Origin of the sequence: Rubripirellula reticaptiva (genome assembly GCF_007860175.1) — a bacterium.
GTDB classification, from domain to species: domain Bacteria; phylum Planctomycetota; class Planctomycetia; order Pirellulales; family Pirellulaceae; genus Rubripirellula; species Rubripirellula reticaptiva.
This window is the reverse complement of the sequence record NZ_SJPX01000002.1, coordinates 164,476-185,130: the sequence shown is the minus strand read 5'-3', so window position 1 is coordinate 185,130 and position 20,655 is coordinate 164,476. Positions and strand designations below refer to the sequence as shown.

General features: G+C 55.4%; 18 protein-coding genes. 12 read left to right on the top strand and 6 right to left on the bottom strand.

Translation table 11 applies throughout. From position 1 onward, the window contains the following. Window positions 1–34: 34 nt before the first annotated feature. A complete protein-coding gene (locus Poly59_RS06915) occupies window positions 35–736 on the bottom strand; it encodes a PTS sugar transporter subunit IIA (protein WP_146533392.1) in 702 nt (233 codons plus the stop codon). Window positions 737–946: 210 nt separating this feature from the next. On the opposite strand from Poly59_RS06915, the gene Poly59_RS06910 reads away from it, so the two are divergent. From Poly59_RS06910 to Poly59_RS06900, 3 genes are all read left to right on the top strand, one after another. Next, entirely contained in the window at window positions 947–1,351 is a 405-nt protein-coding gene (locus Poly59_RS06910; protein ID WP_146533391.1) for a hypothetical protein, read from the top strand. A 175-nt stretch (window positions 1,352–1,526) separates the two neighbouring features. After that, window positions 1,527–2,813 carry a DUF481 domain-containing protein gene (locus Poly59_RS06905; protein WP_246151452.1) on the top strand — a complete coding sequence of 429 codons (1,287 nt, stop codon included), beginning with the start codon at window positions 1,527–1,529 and terminating at the stop codon, window positions 2,811–2,813. A gap of 170 nt (window positions 2,814–2,983) precedes the next feature. Then, entirely contained in the window at window positions 2,984–4,510 is a 1,527-nt protein-coding gene (locus Poly59_RS06900) for a GumC domain-containing protein (protein WP_146533390.1), read from the top strand. A gap of 41 nt (window positions 4,511–4,551) precedes the next feature. Here Poly59_RS06900 and Poly59_RS06895 read toward each other — a convergent pair whose 3' ends face one another. Continuing rightward, window positions 4,552–5,139 carry a DUF2141 domain-containing protein gene (locus tag Poly59_RS06895; RefSeq protein ID WP_146533389.1) on the bottom strand — a complete coding sequence of 196 codons (588 nt, stop codon included), beginning with the start codon at window positions 5,137–5,139 and terminating at the stop codon, window positions 4,552–4,554. A 304-nt stretch (window positions 5,140–5,443) separates the two neighbouring features. Between Poly59_RS06895 and Poly59_RS06890 the strand changes: the two genes are divergently transcribed. After that, window positions 5,444–6,520 (top strand): mannose-1-phosphate guanylyltransferase, encoded by a 1,077-nt coding sequence (locus Poly59_RS06890; protein ID WP_146533388.1) that lies wholly within the window; start codon window positions 5,444–5,446, stop codon window positions 6,518–6,520. Window positions 6,521–6,577: 57 nt separating this feature from the next. Further along, complete coding sequence (locus Poly59_RS06885; protein WP_146533387.1) at window positions 6,578–7,618, top strand: ferrochelatase; 1,041 nt, start codon at window positions 6,578–6,580, stop codon at window positions 7,616–7,618. 66 nt (window positions 7,619–7,684) lie between these two features. Here the strand turns inward: Poly59_RS06885 and Poly59_RS06880 are convergent, their stop codons facing one another. Further along, the gene (locus Poly59_RS06880) at window positions 7,685–8,596 is read right to left on the bottom strand and encodes a sugar phosphate isomerase/epimerase family protein (RefSeq protein WP_146533386.1); all 912 of its coding nucleotides are present in this window, start codon (window positions 8,594–8,596) and stop codon (window positions 7,685–7,687) included. A gap of 129 nt (window positions 8,597–8,725) precedes the next feature. Between Poly59_RS06880 and Poly59_RS06875 the strand changes: the two genes are divergently transcribed. The 4 genes from Poly59_RS06875 to Poly59_RS06860 all read left to right on the top strand — a co-directional run bounded on the left by Poly59_RS06875 (window position 8,726) and on the right by Poly59_RS06860 (window position 13,991). Beyond that, window positions 8,726–10,681, top strand: coding sequence for a prenyltransferase/squalene oxidase repeat-containing protein (locus Poly59_RS06875; RefSeq protein WP_146533385.1), 1,956 nt, complete (start codon window positions 8,726–8,728; stop codon window positions 10,679–10,681). A gap of 67 nt (window positions 10,682–10,748) precedes the next feature. Next, complete coding sequence (locus tag Poly59_RS06870) at window positions 10,749–12,590, top strand: polyprenyl synthetase family protein (RefSeq protein ID WP_146533384.1); 1,842 nt, start codon at window positions 10,749–10,751, stop codon at window positions 12,588–12,590. A 31-nt stretch (window positions 12,591–12,621) separates the two neighbouring features. After that, window positions 12,622–13,188 carry a hypothetical protein gene (locus Poly59_RS06865; protein WP_146533383.1) on the top strand — a complete coding sequence of 189 codons (567 nt, stop codon included), beginning with the start codon at window positions 12,622–12,624 and terminating at the stop codon, window positions 13,186–13,188. 77 nt (window positions 13,189–13,265) lie between these two features. Then, a complete protein-coding gene (locus Poly59_RS06860) occupies window positions 13,266–13,991 on the top strand; it encodes a tetratricopeptide repeat protein (protein WP_186776072.1) in 726 nt (241 codons plus the stop codon). Window positions 13,992–14,013: 22 nt separating this feature from the next. On the opposite strand, the gene Poly59_RS06855 is transcribed toward Poly59_RS06860, so the two are convergent. The 3 genes from Poly59_RS06855 to Poly59_RS06845 all read right to left on the bottom strand — a co-directional run bounded on the left by Poly59_RS06855 (window position 14,014) and on the right by Poly59_RS06845 (window position 16,597). Then, the gene (locus Poly59_RS06855) at window positions 14,014–14,325 is read right to left on the bottom strand and encodes a hypothetical protein (protein ID WP_222436054.1); all 312 of its coding nucleotides are present in this window, start codon (window positions 14,323–14,325) and stop codon (window positions 14,014–14,016) included. A gap of 186 nt (window positions 14,326–14,511) precedes the next feature. Continuing rightward, window positions 14,512–15,192: a class I SAM-dependent methyltransferase gene (locus Poly59_RS06850; RefSeq protein WP_146533380.1), complete on the bottom strand. Its 681-nt coding sequence runs from the start codon at window positions 15,190–15,192 to the stop codon at window positions 14,512–14,514. Window positions 15,193–15,586: 394 nt separating this feature from the next. Next, complete coding sequence (locus Poly59_RS06845) at window positions 15,587–16,597, bottom strand: CDP-alcohol phosphatidyltransferase family protein (protein WP_246151451.1); 1,011 nt, start codon at window positions 16,595–16,597, stop codon at window positions 15,587–15,589. Window positions 16,598–16,896: 299 nt separating this feature from the next. On the opposite strand from Poly59_RS06845, the gene nadB reads away from it, so the two are divergent. The 3 genes from nadB (at window position 16,897) to Poly59_RS06830 (ending at window position 20,597) form a co-directional block, all read left to right on the top strand. Continuing rightward, window positions 16,897–18,570, top strand: coding sequence for an L-aspartate oxidase (gene nadB / locus Poly59_RS06840; protein ID WP_146533379.1), 1,674 nt, complete (start codon window positions 16,897–16,899; stop codon window positions 18,568–18,570). 39 nt (window positions 18,571–18,609) lie between these two features. Continuing rightward, on the top strand, window positions 18,610–19,551 hold the full coding sequence (locus Poly59_RS06835; RefSeq protein ID WP_146533378.1) for a lipase family protein: 942 nt from the start codon (window positions 18,610–18,612) through the stop codon (window positions 19,549–19,551). A 62-nt stretch (window positions 19,552–19,613) separates the two neighbouring features. Beyond that, window positions 19,614–20,597 carry an AAA family ATPase gene (locus Poly59_RS06830; RefSeq protein WP_146533377.1) on the top strand — a complete coding sequence of 328 codons (984 nt, stop codon included), beginning with the start codon at window positions 19,614–19,616 and terminating at the stop codon, window positions 20,595–20,597. The last annotated feature ends 58 nt before the right edge of the window (window positions 20,598–20,655 follow it).

Sequence of the window (20,655 nt, the reverse complement as noted above, 5' to 3'; positions counted from 1 at the left end):
GAGTCTTCCTTGACTTAGGTCGATTTAAATTTCGTCAAGCTTCGTCGACGGCCGCTTCGGCGTCACAAAGCACATGCCATGCATCGGCCGGTGATTGAGCCGCTCGCAGATTCTCGAGCATGTTGCCCGTCGAAATCATGCGACTCAACTTGGCCAGAATACGAAGATGGACGGTGTCGTCGTAAGAGCAGATCAGAAAGAAGATGTCCGTCAATTGTCCCCGATCCGAGAACGGAATCGCCGAAGGGCAAACCGCTAATGCGATCACCGAATCGGCCAAAATAGAAGTTTGCGGCCGGCGAGGGTGCATCAGTGCCACGCCGCAGTCCAGTGCGGTCGGATGCATCTGCTCGCGAGCGGCGACTGCTTCGGCCATCGCCGGAGCATCCCACATCAGCCCCGTTTTACCGGCCAAGTCACACATCGAACGAATGACAGAACCACGCGTCCGGGCGTTCAGTGGCACTTCGATCGAGTCGACGCTGCACAATTCGTGGATCGGACGATCGATGATCTCCGGGTCGGCACGGTCAAGCACCTGTTGGACTTTGCCAAGCTCTTCCGAATCGCTGACGCCAATCTGCTCTTCGAGCCAGTGGTGAATTTCGGCTTCGCTGAAACGCCAAACGCCGCCGACTTTTCGTCCCGGCAACTTGCCCCGCATCGCCATTTTGTTGACTTGGTCGGGCAACAGGTGGAGGTAAGCGGCAAGCTGGGCGACGTCCAGATCTTCCATCGTGATATTCTCGGGGCGAGTGAGTGGGGGACTCCTATGATAGCGAGAAAGAGCGTTTTTTGTGCCGCTTCGTCGTCAAAACAGCCACGCGATGAAAAAACTTCTAATCTGATCTCGCATTCGGTTGCCCCGATAGCGGATAAGTTCGGGTGAACTTCGGTCGGAACTGCGACCATCGAAACAGACACCATCGCGAGAACGGATATTCTGATGCGTAACCTGATCATTATCGGCATGTTGGGAGTAGCCGCCTTTATGGCGGGTTGGTTCAAAATCAATCGCGACGGCGATAGCACGACCATCGAAATCAACCGTGCCGAAATTCGCAGCGATGCCCGCAAGGCAATCGAAAAGGGTCGCGAAGTCTTGGATCGCCGCGAGCAGGAAGACCAACGCTACGCAAACGACCCAAATGCGAGCTACGGCCAGCCTCCGGGACAGTTCCCGCCGCAAGGACAGCAGCCGTATCCACCACAGGGCGAACCTTACAACGGCAACAATGGATTTGGCCAACCAGCCTCCTATGCCCAACCTGGCTATCCGCCACCGTCGTATGGCAGCCCGTATCCGCAAGGCCAGTCGCAGCAACAACCGTACGGGCAAAACCAGCGTTAATCAAAACGCTGGTTGCTTTTCGGTTCACTTTGGACCTGGCGATGCGAACATTTGTGCACTGAATTCGCAAGATCGCTGGTGACTTGAAGTCGACCGTTTTGATAGGAAATTAGGTTCGTGGCGAATCGATCGCCACAGTCTTCACCGACCGAGTCCTCGAGTGGCCTTTTGTGCGATGAATCATTCTGAGAAGTTGTTTTGCGCGAGCGCTCTGTTGGCAGCTTGCTGCTGTCTGCTGTCTGCAAAAAATGCGAAGGCAGAAACGCCCGCGGACTCGGCGAGCGCTGCGACACCGCTTTGGATGCAAGGTGTGTCGACGTTCAATGGTTCAGGCTATGACCTGCCTGCGTCTGCAACGTCTGCGGCGTCATCGACCGCTGGATCAACTTCTGTGACTTCGCCAGCAACCGCACCCGCTGCGTCAATTGCGACCACTCATTCGGTACCCAGCACAACGGCCAGTACCGCAGTCGGTACCGAGGCAACAAAAACGAGTACGCCGGCGTACACAGTACCCGTTGATCCCAACGGCAATGCCCGGCTGAATCCCTACGTTGGCGCTGCGGCATCAATGGTCAAGCCTGTGTCGGCAGAGAGCGATATTTTGCCGCTGCCGTTTGTCAGCCCGAGTGATTTGAACCAAAGCTATATGGCGTCTTCACCGAACACGCCTTCCACTTCGGCCGCGACTCCTGAGTTGCCACCCGCGTTGGAATCGTTCAATCAAGAGATCAATGATGCAACGGTTGGCGAAGTGCCTCCGCTGCAAAACCAAGTGGTTCGCTGGTACCAATACCCTCAGCGATGGATGAAGGGCTGGGATTCGAATGCTGAATTCGGCATCGACGGCAGCGGTGGTAACGCCGAAACGCTGGCGCTGCAAACCGGCTTGGAACTGAAGCGAAAAACGGACCAGTATACGTTTGCAATCGATGTCGACTACCGACAAGCCAGCAGCCGCGATGTCACGACCGAAGATAACGGCCGATTCAATCTTGATTACGATCGTGTCCTCGGAAATCCCATGTGGTCGGCTTTCGGTAAGTTCGGTCTCGAATGGGATAAGTTCAAGGCCTTTGATCTGCGCGTCAACACGAACGCTGGTTTGGCGTACAACTGGATCCGAACGGACGACATCACTTTCATCACTCGCTTCGGTGCTGGTGCGTCGAAGGAGATCGGGTCGCCCGATGACAGTTGGACGCCGGAAGCCGTGTTTGGTTTCGAAGGCGAGCGGCAACTTACTGAACGTCAGAAGTTCAAGGCAAAAGTCGATTACTTTCCGGCTTGGGATGACTTCACGAACTACCGCTTGGTGGCGGATGCATCTTGGGAAATTCTGCTCGACGGCAGCGACAACCTGAGCTTGAAACTTGCTGCGACCGATCGATACGACAGCACTCCGCAAGGGGCCAAGCCGAACGACATCTACTACTCGTTGCTGTTGCTGTACAAGTTCTAAGCGGAACAAGAGTCATGATCGGTACGACCGGCTGTGTCTTCAGCCGATCAATGGCTGATTTCGGACTTCACGCGTCTGTGGCGACCTAGTGTTTTGGGTGCCGCGTTCCGTGGGACCGGATTCCCAAGCTGGGGAATCCGCAAGTTTCGATCTTTTTTGCAGCCAACGATATGAACTCATCACCCATTCCGTGGAAACACGTTCGCAACGTTTTGGTCCTTTTCGCACCGCTCTGGGTTGGCGCGATCATGGTGTTCGGTGCTATCGGCATCGTCTACGCATTCTTTAGCAGCGATGTTTATTCGGCTCGGCAGCCGCTTGTTGTCAGAGACGAAGCAACGACGTCGCTGGACCGTCTTGGGCGATTTGCAAGCCAGACGGATCTAAAGGCAGCTCAAGAAACGATCTTGGAAATGACTCAAAATCCCGAAGTGGTTGCCGCTGCGCTTCGGCAAATTGGTCCTCCGTCGGGCAAGCCTGACGCCCAATGGCCTAGCACCGAGGTGATTGACGATGTCGCCACCAACGTTGTGAATCTGGTGGCCCCGAAGGGATCTGAATTCGGCAATACCGAAGTTGTCTATCTGCAAGTGAAGTCCAACAGTCCCGAGCGAGCGACTGAGTTCTGTCGGGCTATGTATGACAATTTAACGGAACAATTACGAAACGTTCGCCGCGTTCGTGCCGACAGCGTGATCGAAGAACTGAGTCACGCACGCGATCATGCCGAGCGAAATCTGGACGATATCTCTGCGAAGATGCGCGAAATTGAAATCGAGTTTGGTGCTGACCTTGGCGACCTTCGAAACCTAAACGATACGATCAGCGGTGACGGTACCAACCGCCGAACCTTAGAAGAAACGACTCGCGAAGCTCAAGTGGTCGAAGTTGAGCTCGAAAAGATGGAGTCGTTGTATTCGGTGCTGGTCGCCGGTGTTGAGGATCCTCAGAAATTGTTGGTTAGCGGCAGTGACCTGCTTGCTAGCCAGCCTTCGCTACAACGGTTGAAAGACGGTTTGATTGATGCACAGTTGGCCGCCAGCCAATTGGCCGGCATTTACACGTCCGAGAATCCCAAACGCCAAGCAGCGACGGCCACTGAAAACGAAATCAAACGGCGGATGCAGCAAGAGACTGCCGCGGCGCTGCGAGCGATGGAGCCAGAGTTGCGACTCAAACGCGAGCAATTGGCTCGCTTGCGAGTCCGCGAAACCGGTCTAAGGCAACGGCTTGATCACTTGGCAACGATCCGTACGGACTATTCCAAAATTGATGCCGAGGTAAAGCATCGCACGGCACTGCTAGGTGAAGCAGAACGGTCTCTTGCCGAAGCCAACGCGACTCGCAGTGCCGCACTGTCCACTAACTTGATCGCCGAGCTCGGTCCACCCCAAGCGACTGAAAAGCCGCTCGGTCCAGGCGGCACCGTGCTGACGGTCGGATCGATGATGGCAGGATTGATTTTTGGACTTGGTGCAGTGTTTCTGATCGCACCGGGGCCAACGGACATCAACGGCGGACGTCGCTGGAGTGACTATTTGGGAGCCGGACGGCGGACAAGCGATCAAATCGCCGGCGTTCCAACTGCCGAACGCCGCCGCAGGGCAGAGTCAAATCGGGCAGAGTCAAATCGGGCAGAGTCAAATCGCGCAGAGCCAAACCGGGTAGAGCCCAAAAAAGAAGCGTCGTCCGAGTGATCGCGCCGGTGACGAAGCATTGCTGAATGCGGCCGGGCAATTTAGCGAATGGATACTCGGATCGACTTGCCAACTTTGGGGCGTTCGACAACCGCGTCTTGGTAACTTGGTGGTCCGGCCAATCCTTTGGCGGTTAGCGAAAACCCGTAGCGTTCGACAGGAACATCGAATCGGTTCAGGTCAAGCAGGCCATTTTCGTTCTCGTCGTGGAAAGCGGCGACTGCAAAACGTTCGGGCACCAGTTCGAACGGGACCAGGACTCGGGCGTTGCCTTCGCTAATCATTGCGGTCGAGCGCAAGAAAGCTCGTTCGATATTGTTGAACGACTCTTGAGTTTCGTACAGAGCGACGCGCATCACCCCGGTCTCGTTAGCGGCCCCGGAGATGTCGATGTAGATTCCTTCGGACTCTTCCGCACCGTTTACATCCGATTCAGGATCGATAATCGCGTCACCGTCTGGAAACCGAACAGGAATGAATCGATTCTGGCTGTAAAGCAAGATCAAGGCACCCACAATTGCAACGATGGCTGCAAATCCAAGCAGCAGGTTGCCGTGGTTTTCCTGCCAGATGCTCGGCGGCGCATTGGGCTCTTTAGGTTCCGAATCAAACGCGGGTTGTTCCGTCAAAGCAATGTCCAACCATCAAAATGGGAAAGGGGCCGATTCCAGAACTTTAGACGATCCAGGCTTGATTTCACACGCCATGATCGAACGTTTCTGGTCAATCGTTTCTTCCCTGCCATTCTTCTTGCCTTGGGTCGGTCGCAGGCGATCGGTTGGATCGCGGGTCGGCCATGAAAGATGGAGCTGGCCGATCGCGGGATCTTCACGCAGTCGCCTCGGTCGGGTACGGTTTTCCGTTCAAACGCTGCCGATCAGTCGCGTTGGCTTTTTCGGCGAGCGTTGAATGGTTCTTTTTGACGATTATTCAATGTTGCACGCTGTCATCATGGCCGGAGGAAGCGGGACTCGGTTTTGGCCCGCCAGTCGGAAACTGGTTCCTAAGCAATTGCTGGCCCTGTCTGGCCAGCGGACAATGATTCAATCGACCGTCGATCGGCTGGGCGATTTGATTCCTCCTGATCGTCAAATGATCGTCACCAATAAAATCTTGGCCGAGGCGGTTCGCGAGCAGTTGCCGGAATTGCCTGCGGCAAACGTGGTCGGCGAACCGTGCAAGCGTGACACGGCACCCTGTGTGGGGTTGGCCGCTGCAATCATCAAGCGAATCGATGCAGATGGGACGATGGTCGTGATGCCGTCTGACCACGTGATCGCCTCACCCGAGAAGTTTCAGGCGGCCTTGGCGGCGGCAGAAAAACTGATCGATGAAGATCCGACTCGGATCGTGACGTTTGGAATCACGCCAACCTACCCAGCCGAGTCATTTGGATACATCCAGCGGGCTGATGAAATTCCAGCCGATGGTGTCTCGGCATTCCGTGTTGAGAAGTTTCGCGAGAAGCCTGACCGAGCGACTGCGGAATCGTACGTCGATGCCGGTACGTTCTATTGGAACAGTGGCATCTTCTTGTGGCGTGCGTCCACGATCTTGGATGCGCTTGCGAAAAATGTTCCGGAAATGAGCAAGCACCTGCACGCGATTGCCGGTGCGATGGGGACGCCCGAATTTGATGCTGTTTTGGAACGCGAGTTCACGGCGATCAAGGGAACGTCAATCGATTACGCGGTGATGGAATCATATGACAATGTCGTCATGATCGAGGCGCCGTTTCCTTGGGATGATGTCGGCAGTTGGCAGGCATTGTCGCGGTTGAATGACCCCGACGAAAACGGCAACACGGTTGTCGGTTCTCACATTGGGATCGATACCAAGGGGTCGATCATCATGGCTCAAGAAGGCCATACGGTGGTCACAATCGACGTTGAAGACTTGATCGTTGTACAAACCGCCGATGCCACGTTGGTGGCGCCCAAGCATGCCGAAGAACGAGTTCGCGAGGCCGTCAAGGCGCTCGAGGAGCGAGGGATGACGGATAAGTTGTAACTTGACAAGTTGCAATGCTCTCTTGACATGTAATCTCTCTCTAACCCGAACTTGAAGATGACTGACTCGCTGCCCGCCTACGACTCGTTCCTGTTGGTGTCCTTTGGTGGTCCCGAAGGCCCAGATGACGTTTTGCCGTTCCTGGAAAACGTACTTCGTGGCAAAGGGGTGCCGCGCGAACGAATGATGGAGGTCGTCGAACACTACAAGCATTTCGGTGGTGTCAGTCCGATCAATGAACACAATCGCCAATTGATGGCGGCAATCAAAGACGAGTTTGCGTCGGCTGGAATTGATTTGCCGGTCTATTGGGGAAATCGGAATTGGGATCCGTTGTTCCCTGATACGCTGCGACAAATGCGTGACGACGGTCGCAAACGTGCACTCGCGTTCTTTACCAGCATGTTCAGTTGTTACAGCGGATGTCGCCAGTATCGCGAGAACATCATCGCGGCGCAAAAAGAAGTTGGCGAAGGTGCACCGATGGTGGAAAAGGTTCGCATGGGTTTCAACCATCCTCGCTTCATAGAAACGATGGCGAACTCGGTCCGTACGGCGCTCGATTCAATCGAAACAACGGCCACCGAAACCACTGTCCTATTCACGGCTCACAGTATTCCGATGAGCATGGCGGACAACTGTGACTATTTGAAACAGTTGCAAGAGTCGAGTCGTTTGGTCGCCGAAGCGGTGGGCGCGCCCGATTGGCGATTGGTTTTCCAGAGCCGCAGTGGCCCACCGCAACAGCCGTGGTTGGAACCGGATGTATTGGATGCGATCGCAGAGATGGACGACGAAAAGAAATTGGGGTCGTTGGTTGTTGTACCGATCGGGTTCGTCAGCGATCACATGGAAGTGATGTTCGACTTGGACGAAGAGGCGGCTCAGTTGTGTCAGAAACGCGGCATCAAAATGGCGCGTGCGAAAACGGCCGGAACGTCACCCACGTTCGTTCAGATGATCCGCATGTTGGTCGAAGAGCGACTCGGTAGAACTAACGAAAAGCAAGCGCTCGGTCCGCTCGGCCCTTGGCATGACGTCTGTCCCGCCGACTGCTGCACGTACACGCCTGCTCGCCGTCCTGTGACGACGACTTAGAACGACGGCGACAGAACCGCGAAATGCGATTCAGTGCAGGACTTTGTGTGCATGTTACACGTGACATCACGAGAGTGCCGACCTGAGTTGGTCGAGTGCTGGGGGAATGTGATCGTAGGGTTGGTTTTCTTCGAATTCCAAGATCACGAAGCCTTGGTAGCCGCCGTCTTTTAGAATCTTACCGATTCGATCGATGTCCGCTGGATATGCCTTTCCTTCGGGCGTTTTCATGGTGACTTTGACTTGTACGTTGACCGCGTAGGGGACACATCTTTCCAAGTCACCGTACGGGTCGTCTGACAAGAAGTTTCCGGTATCCAGGTTGATCCCGATCCACGGATTGTCGGCACGCCGCATCAATTCCATCATCTGGTTGCTGGTCAAGTTGCCGTGGTTTTCGACGCCAATAAAGATGCCTTGAGTTGCCGCGTGCTTGGCACATCGATTGAGTGCTTCGGACGCTTCTTCGATCCGCTGGGGTGCCGAGGCGAGCTGCGCCGCCGTGCCGGCAAAGAAGCGAATGTGAGGCGCACCTAGCTTGGCCGCTCGGTCGATCCACGTGATCGCCTCTTGAATTTCGGTATCAAGTTTTGGGCCGCGTCCGACCGTGAAGTTGTTTCCAATCGCGGTTCCCGAGATGGTGACACCGCGCTCGAAAGCTTCACGTTTTAGATTTAGGAAATAGTCGTTGTCAGGTTTCGGCTTGAAGAAATAGCTGGTCAGTTCCGCTGCGTCGACGTTCTGAGCAACGCAGTAATCTAGGAAGCCGATCATGTCGATCGCTGGTCCGTCGTTCGACGGCGTCTGCGGTTTGCCTTTCATGAAGCGGAATTGGGAGCGTAGCGAATAAGCGGCCAGTCCGATTTGAAATCGCGGTGGACCTTGGCGATGGATCGGATCGCGAGCGACAAGATGCAGCGGATCGGCAGACAGAGCGACCGCTGCTGCGGTTGCTCGGACGAATTGGCGACGTTTCATGAGGTTATCGGTGGGATTTGGTGCGGCGGTCGGGATGGTGGCTTTGGGAATGCAGGGCTGACGATACAATCGCGGCATGCACAAATCAACTAATTACGATGCGATTCGACTCAGCAGCAGCGTGGCCGGATGAGTGACGAAAGACCGGGGGCCGAGAATAGACGCGATTTGCAACAGCGGGCTCGACTGGCGCTGGATCAACTGCGAGGTGAACTGCTCGATCAGCGAACCAGCGATGGGCATTGGACTGGCCAATTGTCAGCGTCGGCGTTAAGTACGGCAACCGCGGTCAGCGCGATCGCGGCGACGATCGTGCATGGTCAGGAATTTTCCTCGCCCTTTTGTGTGTCACAGGTATCCAGGGGAATGGATTTTCTGAGGACTCAGCAAAACGCGGACGGTGGATTCGGTGATACCGATCGCAGTTTGTCTAACATTGCGACCAGCTATTTGGTGCTGGCCGCATCGGAACTGGCGATAAAGGCTGGGTGTCAGCCGCTTGATGATCATTCGCGGGATCGGCTAGACGACTACATTCTTAAAGGTGGCGGCATCGAAGGGCTGCGTCGTCGTTACGGAACGGATAAGACGTTTGTGGTGCCGATCATGACCAACATGGCGATCGCTGGGCTGATCGACTGGGACGACGTTGCCTCGTTGCCGTTCGAGGCTGCGGTGTTCCCTCAGTCGATGTATCGGTTTCTGCAAATGCCAGTGGTCAGCTATGCGATTCCTGCACTGGTGGCGATCGGGCAGACGCGGCATTTTTTGGGGCGTCGAACGTTTTGGCCTTGGCGTATGGTCCGTGCCGCCGCGGTCAATCCGACAATGAAAGTGCTGGGTAAGATGCAACCCGAAAGCGGCGGCTATCTAGAAGCGACTCCGTTGACGTCGTTCGTCGTGATGAGTTTGGCTGTAACCGGACGGAGCGATCACGAAGTCAGCCGACGCGGGTTGAAGTTTCTGGCCGATTCGATGTTGGACGACGGCAGTTGGCCGATCGACACGAATTTGGCAACGTGGGTCACGTCGCTTGCGATCGATGCGTTGGCGTCGGATCCCGAGGACGATAGCAAGTGGTACAGCGACGAGTTACTGGATTGGCATTTGTCCTGTCAGCACCTGACTCGGCACCCCTTCACCGGTGCCGAACCGGGGGGATGGGGATGGACGGACCTTAGCGGCGCGGTGCCCGACAGCGACGATACGCCAGCCGCGATCCTTGCGCTTGCGCATGCCAAAAAGCGATGCAAGAATTTGGACTCGATTCGCTCGATCGATCTGGCAATCGAGCGAGGGCAGCGCTGGTTGCTGAAACTACAGAACCGCAATGGCGGTTGGCCCACGTTCTGTCGCGGTTGGGGGAAGTTACCATTCGATCGTAGTAGCACCGATCTGACCGGTCATGCGGTCCGAGCTTTGTCCGTTAAAACGGGACAAGAGATCAATTCAGAAGCGGCGATCAAACGCGGTGCAAAGTTTTTGTCGAAATCTCAACAAGCAGATGGAGCCTGGTTGCCCCTCTGGTTCGGGAACCAAGATCGGCCGGATGAAGACAATCCGATTTACGGAACGTCAAAAGTTCTGATGGCGGCGACAAGTGTTGGGGGGCGAGCTGGCCTTTCGCAGGCTGCGGTTGATCGGGCGACACGATTTTTGGTGGAAAGCCAGAATTCGGATGGCGGTTGGGGTGGTGGAAACTCCATTGCCTCTTATTGGACCCTACGTGGGTCGGATGGTGACAAAGCCGTCATTAGCAGTGTCGAGGAGACCGCTTTGGCTGTGGATGCCTTGGCGTCGGCGTTGATCGCCAACCAAACATTACCAAGTTCGCCTCGGAATGGACCGATCGCCGGTGGGAATGCGCGGCGGGATCAGGCTATAATCGGCGGAGTCCAGTTTTTGCTTTCTAGCATCGATCAGAAGCGGCACCAAGTTCCATGGCCGATCGGGTTCTATTTTGCAAAGCTCTGGTACTATGAACGGCTTTATCCTCTGATTTTCACGGCGGCGGCATTGGGTAAAGCTTTGAGATCCGAAGTGCTGCGAAAACACCCACCTCCATACACACCCCAAGATCCCTGAGTCGACTCTCGCGACAGTTCGCTGTCGGTGCGTCCCTTCCCACCCCATGTGACACCGAGGTAGACGATTGTCGACCGATCTAAGTACCGCTGAAGCCACCGAGTCCACACGTCCGGGCCGTCGCAAAACCAGCCACTTGAAGGACGTTCCCGAAACGCTTGAGCTGCGTGAGAGTCTGCGCGCTCGGTGTGATGAGGTCGCGGCGAAGCTGGACCATAGCGTTCCGATGACCAAGGACGACATGGAGAAAGTCGCTCGCCAAATGATTGCCGAGGCGGATTTGCCCGAGGGCTATCTGGGCTGGTTGATGGTGATGCTAAGCAGTTCGTTTTGGAAAGACTCGTTGGCCGCGGTTCCGCCCGAACGACGATTGTTTCTGTTGCCGCACTGTTTGAAGCACGCCGAAGGATGCCCCGCCGAATACGATCAGTTCGGCATGAACTGTAAGGAATGCGGTGCTTGCAGCATCGCCGATTTCCGTGGCTTGGCCGAAGAAATGGGCTACCGCGTTTTGGTCGCCGAAGGTTCACCCGTGGTGATGAAGATCATCATCGGCGGTTACGTCGATGCGGTCGTGGGGGTGGCCTGTTTGAACGTGCTTGAGAAAGCGATCGACAAGGTCCTGTTGGCGGGGATCCCCTGCATGGCCGTGCCGCTGCTTAGCAGTGATTGCCGAAACACCAAGGTTGATGAGGCGTGGGTCGATCAGATGATCCGAACGCCGTACAAACCAGCCACTCAGGCGACTCGCAGTTACGTTCACTTGATGCGTGCCGCGGGCGAATTGTTTACCAGCGAATCGATGGACAAGTTGGCTCCGCGAATTCGCAGCCAAGCACCGGTTAGCGACGAAGCAGTAACGCTTGAGTCGATCGAATCTATGGACGCGATCGCGGCGACCGAGCACATTGCTTATGACTTTTTAGCACGAGGCGGCAAGCACTCGCGGCCCTTCATTACTTTGGCGGCTTACGATGCGATGACCGGTGGCCACGCGACCGGCCCGGAGGCGAGTGAAGCGATTGCGGGCATTCCGCCATCGGTGCGACGTGCAGCGATGAGCATCGAGACTTTCCATAAGGCGAGTCTGGTTCACGACGACATCGAAGATGACGATGCGTACCGGTACGGCCAGCTAGCGGTGCATCGTCGATTCGGATTACCGACGGCCATCAATATCGGCGACTACTTGATCGGTCTAGGGTATCGATTGCTAAGCCGCCCTGATCCGGATGACCCGGTTGATGCCGAGGTGCGTGCCGATCTGGTCGATTCGTTGGCGGCGGCGCACTTGCGATTGTCTGAAGGACAAGGTGCCGAATTGTTGTGGCGAGACGCTCGCGATCGTCGTCTGACGCCGCTGGATGCGTTAAAGGTTTACTCGCTTAAAACGTCACCGGCTTTCGAAGCGGCTCTGACAAGCGGAATTCGTTTAGCGGGCGACGCCGAACCCTATCGCGAAGCGATTCGCACGTTCAGTCGCAATATGGGTGTTGCGTTTCAAATTTTGAACGATTTGGGTGACTGGATTGGCGACGACAGCAACAAAATGTCCGCTGGCGGTGACGTGTTTGGCGGTCGTCCGACGCTGTTGTGGGCATTGGCGCTTGCAGCGCTCGACGAAGCCGGCCAAGACGAACTGTTGTCGCTGGCTGACCCGCAGTGCAAACTTGGCGACGACCATCGATTGGCGGCAGTTCGTCGTTTGTACGACAAGGCGAACGTGTTCGAAACCGCATTTGCACTGGTCGATAAACACCAAGCTCGTGCCGAGCAGGTAGCGGATGAACTGGACGTCGAAGAACTGCGTCGGCTGTTTTACTTTTTGGTCGACACCGTCTTGGAACGTCCCGAGATGCCATCGCCCACCGTCGTAAAGCTGGGTGCGATCGCACCGCTGAATCGCTGAAATTCAACTGCTGAAATTGACGAGCTATGCAATGAATCGAGCTACATCGTCGGGTGATGCCCGCGTCGAAATACGCGAACTGATCGATCAGTTTTACGGCCCACCGGCCGATCATGCGGATCTTGGTGTGTTCGAAAAAATCGACTCTGCGCCATCACCGTACGATAAATTGCTTGACCATAACGCCCACATGACGGTGACGGTCGAATCGCATTGGAACCAACCTGTCGATGTTCAAGTGCATCGCTTTTCGCGGAACGGAAATTGGTACAACCGCGAGATCACATTGACGGGAACCGAGTCCGGCGAAGTCGTTCAGTTCGGGATTGTTCGATTGGACACGACCGCGCTTGCGGACGAAGTTTGGCGGCGGATCGAGAGCCAGAAAACGCCCTTGGGACGAGTCTTGATCGAGCACAATGTGCTGCGTGAAGTTCAGTTGTGTGGGCTCTGGAAAGTTCACGCAGGACCATCTCTCGCCCAGTTGATGCACTGCCAAGTTGGTGATGTTCTGTACGGCCGAACAGCGCTGATTTACTGTGATTCGGTCCCCGCAATCGAACTTCTCGAGATTGTTGCAAACACGTCGGTCAGGTGATCTTGATGATGCGATCTTTGTTGCTAGCCGGACTTTTTCTCCTCTCGATAAATCTGGTTTACCAAGAAAGTAGACGGTTGCTTGCGACAGAGCCTGCAGCGATGCAATCGGCAACGCTTTCATCGCTGCGAAGAGATGCGAGTGAATCGCTTCGGCGTGGTGATCGTGATGCGGCAATCAAGGCCGCGGACGCGATGGTCGCTGATTACGGCGACAACGTTCAAGCGATGGTCGAGGCTGGCGACGTTTACTTGCGATCCGGCAAGCCTGACCAGGCTGTGGTGCAGTTTGATCGGTTTATCGAAAAAGTGCCGACGCAAATGCCCTATCTGTGGCAGCGTGGGATCGCTCTGTATTTTGTCGGAAAGTACCAAGCGGCGGCTGAGCAGTTCGCCAAGCACCGCGCTGTCAATCCACACGATGTCGAAAATGCGGCCTGGCATTTCGTCTGTGTCGCCAAGGCGGATTCGCCTGAAAAGGCGAGGCAGATGTTGTTGCCAGCGCCTGGGGATGGCCGTGAACCGATGAACGAAGTTTTGGAAATGCTGTCCAGCGGCAACACCAAAAGTGTTCGGGATCGGATCAACTGGGTCGTCAAGCGAGCGCCCGAGTCGGGGGCCGCGGAAGACGCGAAGTTCTACGGCGAGTTGTACTTGGGCCTATACGCCGATGCGCTGGGCGATAGGGACGAAGCGATAGAGCGGATGAAGGCTGCTTCGGCCGACGCCCCGCGTCACTACATGGGCGACGTCGGTCGAGTGTACGCGGATCTACTCTCCGAGCGAATGAAGTCTGCGAAGTAACTTGCCGTCGGCAGGGCGTGTCCTAGCTGACGTTTTCGAGCAAAGCTGAAATGGGTCGCTTTCCGATCGACTTTCCGTCGACGACGACTTTGACGAAGACTTCGACAGGTCCGGCTTGTTCGTCGGCCAAGCCCTTCACCATGACAAAGAACATTGCGTTGGCGCTCGAGTCAGTGTCGTCGATTGCGAATTCGAGTTCGGTGACCGAGACGATGCGACCATCAGCGAAGATTTCGAATTTGCGATTTTGGTCGCCAAGATGACGGCGTGGTTGCTGGTGATCATCCAGCTTTCCTTCCTTGTTGATCTCGAACCGAAGGCTCGGCATTGCCAAGACACAAACCAGGAACTGGCCAAAAGGCCATTCTTCGGCCGTCCTGTTCTTGGGTTTTCGGTAGCGATGATCAAAGACGGGAGCGACGTTCGCAGCGCACGCTCGATCAGCATGGATGCCCAACCTGCACCGACTTTAGCTGTTGTCTTTGTCAGCGAGTGCCGGGTTGTGCAATATCAAGCGGTTTTAGACCGATGCCGGTTCAGCGGCGGCGATCTGTTCGGGCTTGCATGTGGCTTCCATCACGGTGAACAGTGATAGCGGATTGGGTTTGTAGCGACTATCCAGACGTAGCGGCAACTCGCGAACCACTTCGTCGAGTTCGATGTCCGTCCGCCATCCAAGCCGTTTCGTGATATTGCCCGCTGAATCCACAACGCGAGCGATCAAGGGATTGTCGCTGCGGAAGTGATTGATCATCAGGATGCGTCCGCCTGGTTTGCAGACACGAACGATCTCAGCCATCATCCGTTGGGGCTGAGAGACAACGCTGATCGTGTGGAACGAGGTCACGATATCGAACGAAGAGTCATCGAATGTCAGTTCTTCTGCGTTCATGGGCCTGACATTGATGTGATGCCATTGGTTCTCGTCGATAAGCTGATCGGCTTCGGCCAGCATCGCTTCAGACAGGTCGACGCCAGTCACTGAAATATTGGTCGGATAGCTTTCCAGCGACATGCCGGTTCCAACGCCAACTTCTAGCACCTTGGAATTGGCGGGGAAATTCATCGCCTTGATCGCGGCCGTGATACGACGCTTCGCTACGGCCGGCCAAAGTGCTTGGTAGGCAGGAACGAGGTGGTTGTAAAAGGGACTGCTATGCGGCTGAGGCGTTTTCTTTTCGCGGGTCGGAACTCGGTGCATTTATGAAATACCTTCAGCGACATCGAACGATCGGGATGGCAAAGAATGGGGAACGGACATCGCAAATTCAGTAACGTTATGGTTGGACATGCCCAACAAACATCCTTCGTCCCCGCGGTCCTAATCTTCGCACCTCCATAAATATCGAATAACAGGGGGTTGCGCCCATGCCACCGCATGCGACGTGGCTGATTTCGAACGGTTTATTACAGCTCAGAGACAAATGCGACCCTTTGACGACTACGAATTTAGCAAAAGAAGAGCCAACTTGTGTTCGTTGGTGACCCTATTTCCATAAATCAGGATTGTCAGATCTGGCCCTGGTTGAGATTTCTCGGCCAAGTTCTCTACTCGGTTGCAGTCGGCCGGGGCTGGATTTTATGCCGGGCCGTGGCTAGGTCTGGGGGGATTCGCTGGATTGTGGCGGCGTCGTTTGTTTTCGATCGCGATACTTGGCTAGTAAAGCTCGCAGGGGAGACCCGAAGGCAAAGTAGCAAAATGCAATTGGCAGAGCCAGCCAATGCAAAACGATCGCACCGATGACCACGAACAGCCCCTGCCCGATTTGATTGGGAGCGCGACGACCGCGCAGCAATTGTTGAAAAACATGCGGGTATTGGAATCGCGAAACCATCAGATAGGCCAGGGCGAGTGCCAGTCCTGGTATCAGATAGTGCGACAGAACTAACGTTTTTTCGGCCATCCATTGGATTTTTTCGGCATAGACGCCTGGTTCGGCATACTCGGCCAATTCTGGCATCGCGATTGCGAACGCAGCCAATGTTCCCGCGGCGGCCGGGCTGGGCAGTCCTTCGAAGCCTTCGTGAGGGTCGTCTTCGCCTGTTTCCGTATTAAATCTGGCCAATCGGATCAGCACGCAAAGGGCAAACAGAGTCCCGATCGCCCAGGTCAATTTCAACGGCAAATAGACCCCATCGTTGTATCGCCACACCAAAACGGCCGGCGCCGCACCAAAGGTGATTGCATCGCAAAGGCTGTCCAGTTCCGCACCAAATCGGCTCTCCTGGCCCGTCATCCGGGCCGCTGATCCATCAAGCGCGTCAAATACCATCCCACCAAAGATCAGGATCCCAGCAACAAGTAGTTGTTTTTCGTTGCTCCAGGCAAGGGTCTCGCTCATCGCAACTGCGATCGCGGCCAGGCCACAAACACCGTTGCCCAGCGTTAGTGCGGTTGGCAGGACGGCGAGAGTTAGCTTGCGGCGGCGTTTTCTTTTCGATCCGCCGTTTGGAATCGGCGGTTCTCGGCGGAGGTTGCCGTCATCATCCAGCATATCATCTTCGTCCAAATCCCTAGATTCGGTTGACAGATGCAGTCCGCGCTTCATTTCGCTCATCAAGTGGTACGTCACGTAAGGGTTCGTCGATCGGATCGCCTTCAGCATAGTCTTCTACCTAGGCGATCGATGGGGGGAATATCAGAGAGCCTTTTTTTCTTGTCCGCTTCTCCGAGCTTCGCATTTTGATCGAAAATAGTCGCTTGGCTCGGCTAGTCGGGTGCCCCAACCTGCCGATGACTTGCTGCCGGTGGTGGGGCGAAAGCTGGTGCGATGCTAGGACGCGATCGCGACGGCAACGCGTACTCATGGCGGACAAGCCTATCCGGTATAAAGGAGAGCTGTCGATACACGGGGGTGATTCCGGTGGCCGATATGCTCGCAGAAAACTTGAGAAAGACGTCTGAATGTTCACTCCTCGCTATTTAACTCCCTTTGATTCACGAAGTGCCCTTCACCGATTCACCGATGTTCTGGTGATTGGTGGTGGTCTAGCCGGACTGCGGGCGGCCAATGCGGTAGAGTCGCATCGGTCGGTAATGGTGGTCACGAAGGACAAGCTGAGGGAATCCAACAGCAACTATGCGCAGGGCGGCATCGCCGGCGTCTTGGATCCCGATGACTGTTTTGAATCGCATGTCTCGGACACACTGGCCGCTGGCGGCAATCTGTGTGACCGAGAAATAGTGGACATGGTGATCCGCGAAGGTCCACGGCGAATCGAGGAACTCGTTCGCTGGGGTACTCAGTTCGACCAACGCGACGGTGAATTTCTGTTGGGACGCGAAGGCGGACATAGTCGCGAACGCATCGTCCATGCTCGCGGTGATGCCACCGGCGCCGAAGTCATGCGAGCAGTGATCGAGCGGACGCGCAAAGCAGCCAATATCGATATCTGGGAGAACGCTTTTACTGCGGACCTGTTGACCTTCGAAGGGCGCTGTCGAGGCGCGTTGATTTTTAAAGACGGTCAACAGCCGGTAATGGTGTGGGCTAAAGAAACCATTCTTTGCACCGGAGGGGCCGGCCAGGTCTATCGTGAATCGACTAATCCGTCAGTTGCAACCGGCGACGGAACATCGATCGCCTATCGCGCCGGCGTTGAACTGCGAGACATGGAATTCATCCAGTTTCACCCCACGGTTTTGTACATTGCCGGTTCATCGCGGTCGCTGATCACTGAGGCAGTCCGTGGTGAGGGCGCTCATTTGGTTGATACCAACGGGCATCGTTTCATGCCTGAATATGACGATCGGGCCGAGCTTGCGCCGCGTGATGTGGTCAGCCAATCGATCATTCGCCAAATGGACAAAACAAAACACTCCAACGTGTACTTGGACTTGTCGCACCTCGATCCTGAACACGTCCTGGCCCGCTTTCCAGGCATCGCAATCGCTTGCAAGAAGTTCGGACTTGACATCACATCGGATCGGATACCGGTACGACCTGGGGCCCACTATGTAATTGGCGGCGTGACGGTCGACCGGCAAGGTCGAACCAGTTTGCCCGGATTGTGGGCGGCCGGCGAAGTCACCAGCAGCGGGCTGCACGGCGCGAATCGATTGGCGAGCAATAGTTTGCTTGAAGGGCTCGTCTACGGCGCCTACGTCGGCGAAGCCTCGTCCCGTGCTGCTGGCGAACAATCCAGCAAATTGGAGGCTTTTCCGATTTCGCACCCGGTCCACGAAAGCACCGAGTCGTTCGACTTTGCTGATGTGCGCGTATCGATTAAGAGCCTGATGGGACGATTGGCAGGCGTCGAACGGTCAGCCGATGGGCTTCGCGAGGCTAGCGATTCGATCCGTTCATTCGCCACCTACGTGATGACGCACCAGTTCAACAGCGTCGAAGGTTGGGAATTGCAAAACTTGTTGCAAACGGCATCCTGCATCGTCGACTCGGCATTGGCGAGAGCCGAGTCGCGTGGCGTTCATTTTCGCAGCGATTTTCCCGAGCCTGATGACCAACGCTGGCGTTGTCATTTGACCATGCAGGTCGATGTGGGCGGCGGTTATCCCCAACGCAGCGAGCAACTAAAGCCGGCTCAACGGGTGGAAGCAACGTTCAAAGCTGACAATTAGGCCAAGTGTGTTCAGAAGATAAGAAAGGAAGATTCTCGCATGCTCGAAAAAGCGATTCAGTCAGTCGATACGGTCCAGGATCCTGGTGAACGCAAGCTTGTCATTCATTCGAAGTTGACAGGGCCGATTCGTGATTTGACGTTCTTGCAAAAGTCTTTGCTATTCGCGGAATTGTCGATGATTGCCTACAACGACGAAGATGAAACGCGGCGTGCCTGTGAGATCATCGGGATGCCGGATGTCAGCTTTTACGACCGTGATGGGTCACAGGCGTACCGAGTTCGCAACGATCACGACTGTGTCATTGCTTGCCGCGGAACCGAGCCTAATGAATGGAACGACGTTCGGGCCGATGCAAATGCAGCTGCGGTGTTGGCCGAAACCGCAGGTAAAGTTCACCGAGGATTCAAACAGGAAGTCGACGATCTTTGGCCGATGCTTGAGACCGCGCTGATCAGTAATGATCAGCCGCTTTGGTTTTGCGGACATAGTCTCGGTGGCGCAATGGCAACGATCTGTGCTGGACGTTGTTTTCTGTCGCATATCGACAGCAATCCGGATCAACTTTTCACCTTCGGCAGTCCGCGTGTTGGCGACAATCGATACATCAACTTCGTCAAGCTTGAGCATTATCGATTCGTCAATAACAACGACATCGTCACTCGCGTGCCGCCAATTCTGATGGGTTACCGGCATTGTGGGCGTGAGGTCTACTTGAACCGCAACGGCAAGATGGGCAAGCTAAGTCACTTGGCTCGTCGTCGAGATCGCTGGCGTGGTTTTTTTCGCGGTTTAAGCAAGTGGAAGATCGATCATTTCTCGGATCACTCGATTCACAACTACATCGACGCGATTTTGAAAGCGGTCAACGAAGAAAATCTTTCGATGTCGGAAGGCGGCGCGGCCAAAGAAGCCACTTTGTTTACCGGCAAGATGAATTCGGACGTACATAATCAGCACGATGATCACAGCGAGGCTTGACGAGCCGCCCGCTCGCAAACGATTTAGCCGCACGTTTTACTCAATCCCAAGAGTTCCCAAGGATGACCCCACCCCGTTCGCACGCGATCCAAGATGGTTTCGTCGAAGTCGACTCGGTGCGTTTGAAATTAGCTCAACCGTATTCAGCGCCCGGCCAATGGATCGGCCAGCACGACGTGTTGATGCAGTTGCTTGCGTGCTGGATCACCGTTGATGATGCCGATTTGCCGCTGACGCCTCGGTTGGTCGGATCGCCGGGAGTTGGAAAGACTCAATTGGCGATCGCGGCGGCTCAGGCGCATGGGCGTCCGCTCTATATCTATCAATGCACCTCGGACACACGCCCCGAGGATCTGTTGATAACACCAGTTTTGTCCCAGGGCGGCGAAATCGCATATCACGCGTCACCGTTGGTCTCGGCAATGGTCACCGGCGGGATCTGTTTGCTAGATGAAGGCAATCGGATGAACGAAAAGTCGTGGGCATCGCTGGCACCGCTGTTCGACGGTCGACGATTGGTCGAGTCGATCGTTGCCGGGGTCACAATTTACGCTTCAAACGACTTTCGGGCCGCGGTCACGATGAACCAGGACGAATCGACCTTCGAGATTCCTGATTACATACTCAGCCGTCTGCAGCCGACATTGGGGATCGGTTTTCCCAACAAACAGGACGAAATGGCGATTTTGCAGTATCACCTGCCGTTCGCCGAAGCCGAAATGTTGGCCATGACGGTCGAGTTTTTGCAGCATTCCCATCAATTGAAGTTGGATTTCTCGCTGCGGGACGGCATCAATTTGCTGCGATTCGCTTTGAAACGAATGATTCAGGATCCCGCGCATCCGATCAGCCGCGACGAGGCTTGGCAAGAAGCACTCGAAAAGTGCATGGGCGAGGAAGCCGTCGATTTGGAACAATTGGCTCAGCGGCGGAAGCGAACTTTGGGCGGAGACGCCGTTCCGCTGGGGTTGGCGGATCTGTTTTTCGACTCCGACGATCCGCTGCATCCGGACCGAGATGATGACGATGAAGAAGACGACTTTTGAGAGTTGGTTGTCAGAACGTTGCAGTATCGGTGGTCCGATGACAGGAACGAACCAGTCT

Excerpts from the sequence above, each read along its gene's own strand:
- Poly59_RS06835 (WP_146533378.1), top strand. The coding sequence starts at position 18,610 with ATGCTCGAAAAAGCGATTCAGTCAGTCGATACGGTCCAGGATCCTGGT.
- Poly59_RS06880 (WP_146533386.1), bottom strand. The coding sequence starts at position 8,596 with ATGAAACGTCGCCAATTCGTCCGAGCAACCGCAGCAGCGGTCGCTCTG.
- Poly59_RS06910 (WP_146533391.1), top strand. The coding sequence starts at position 947 with ATGCGTAACCTGATCATTATCGGCATGTTGGGAGTAGCCGCCTTTATG.
- Poly59_RS06900 (WP_146533390.1), top strand. The coding sequence starts at position 2,984 with ATGAACTCATCACCCATTCCGTGGAAACACGTTCGCAACGTTTTGGTC.
- Poly59_RS06885 (WP_146533387.1), top strand. The coding sequence starts at position 6,578 with ATGACTGACTCGCTGCCCGCCTACGACTCGTTCCTGTTGGTGTCCTTT.
- Poly59_RS06905 (WP_246151452.1), top strand. The coding sequence starts at position 1,527 with ATGAATCATTCTGAGAAGTTGTTTTGCGCGAGCGCTCTGTTGGCAGCT.
- nadB (WP_146533379.1), top strand. The coding sequence starts at position 16,897 with ATGTTCACTCCTCGCTATTTAACTCCCTTTGATTCACGAAGTGCCCTT.
- Poly59_RS06845 (WP_246151451.1), bottom strand. The coding sequence starts at position 16,597 with ATGCTGAAGGCGATCCGATCGACGAACCCTTACGTGACGTACCACTTG.
- Poly59_RS06865 (WP_146533383.1), top strand. The coding sequence starts at position 12,622 with ATGAATCGAGCTACATCGTCGGGTGATGCCCGCGTCGAAATACGCGAA.
- Poly59_RS06875 (WP_146533385.1), top strand. The coding sequence starts at position 8,726 with ATGAGTGACGAAAGACCGGGGGCCGAGAATAGACGCGATTTGCAACAG.
- Poly59_RS06890 (WP_146533388.1), top strand. The coding sequence starts at position 5,444 with ATGTTGCACGCTGTCATCATGGCCGGAGGAAGCGGGACTCGGTTTTGG.
- Poly59_RS06830 (WP_146533377.1), top strand. The coding sequence starts at position 19,614 with ATGACCCCACCCCGTTCGCACGCGATCCAAGATGGTTTCGTCGAAGTC.
- Poly59_RS06915 (WP_146533392.1), bottom strand. The coding sequence starts at position 736 with ATGGAAGATCTGGACGTCGCCCAGCTTGCCGCTTACCTCCACCTGTTG.
- Poly59_RS06850 (WP_146533380.1), bottom strand. The coding sequence starts at position 15,192 with ATGCACCGAGTTCCGACCCGCGAAAAGAAAACGCCTCAGCCGCATAGC.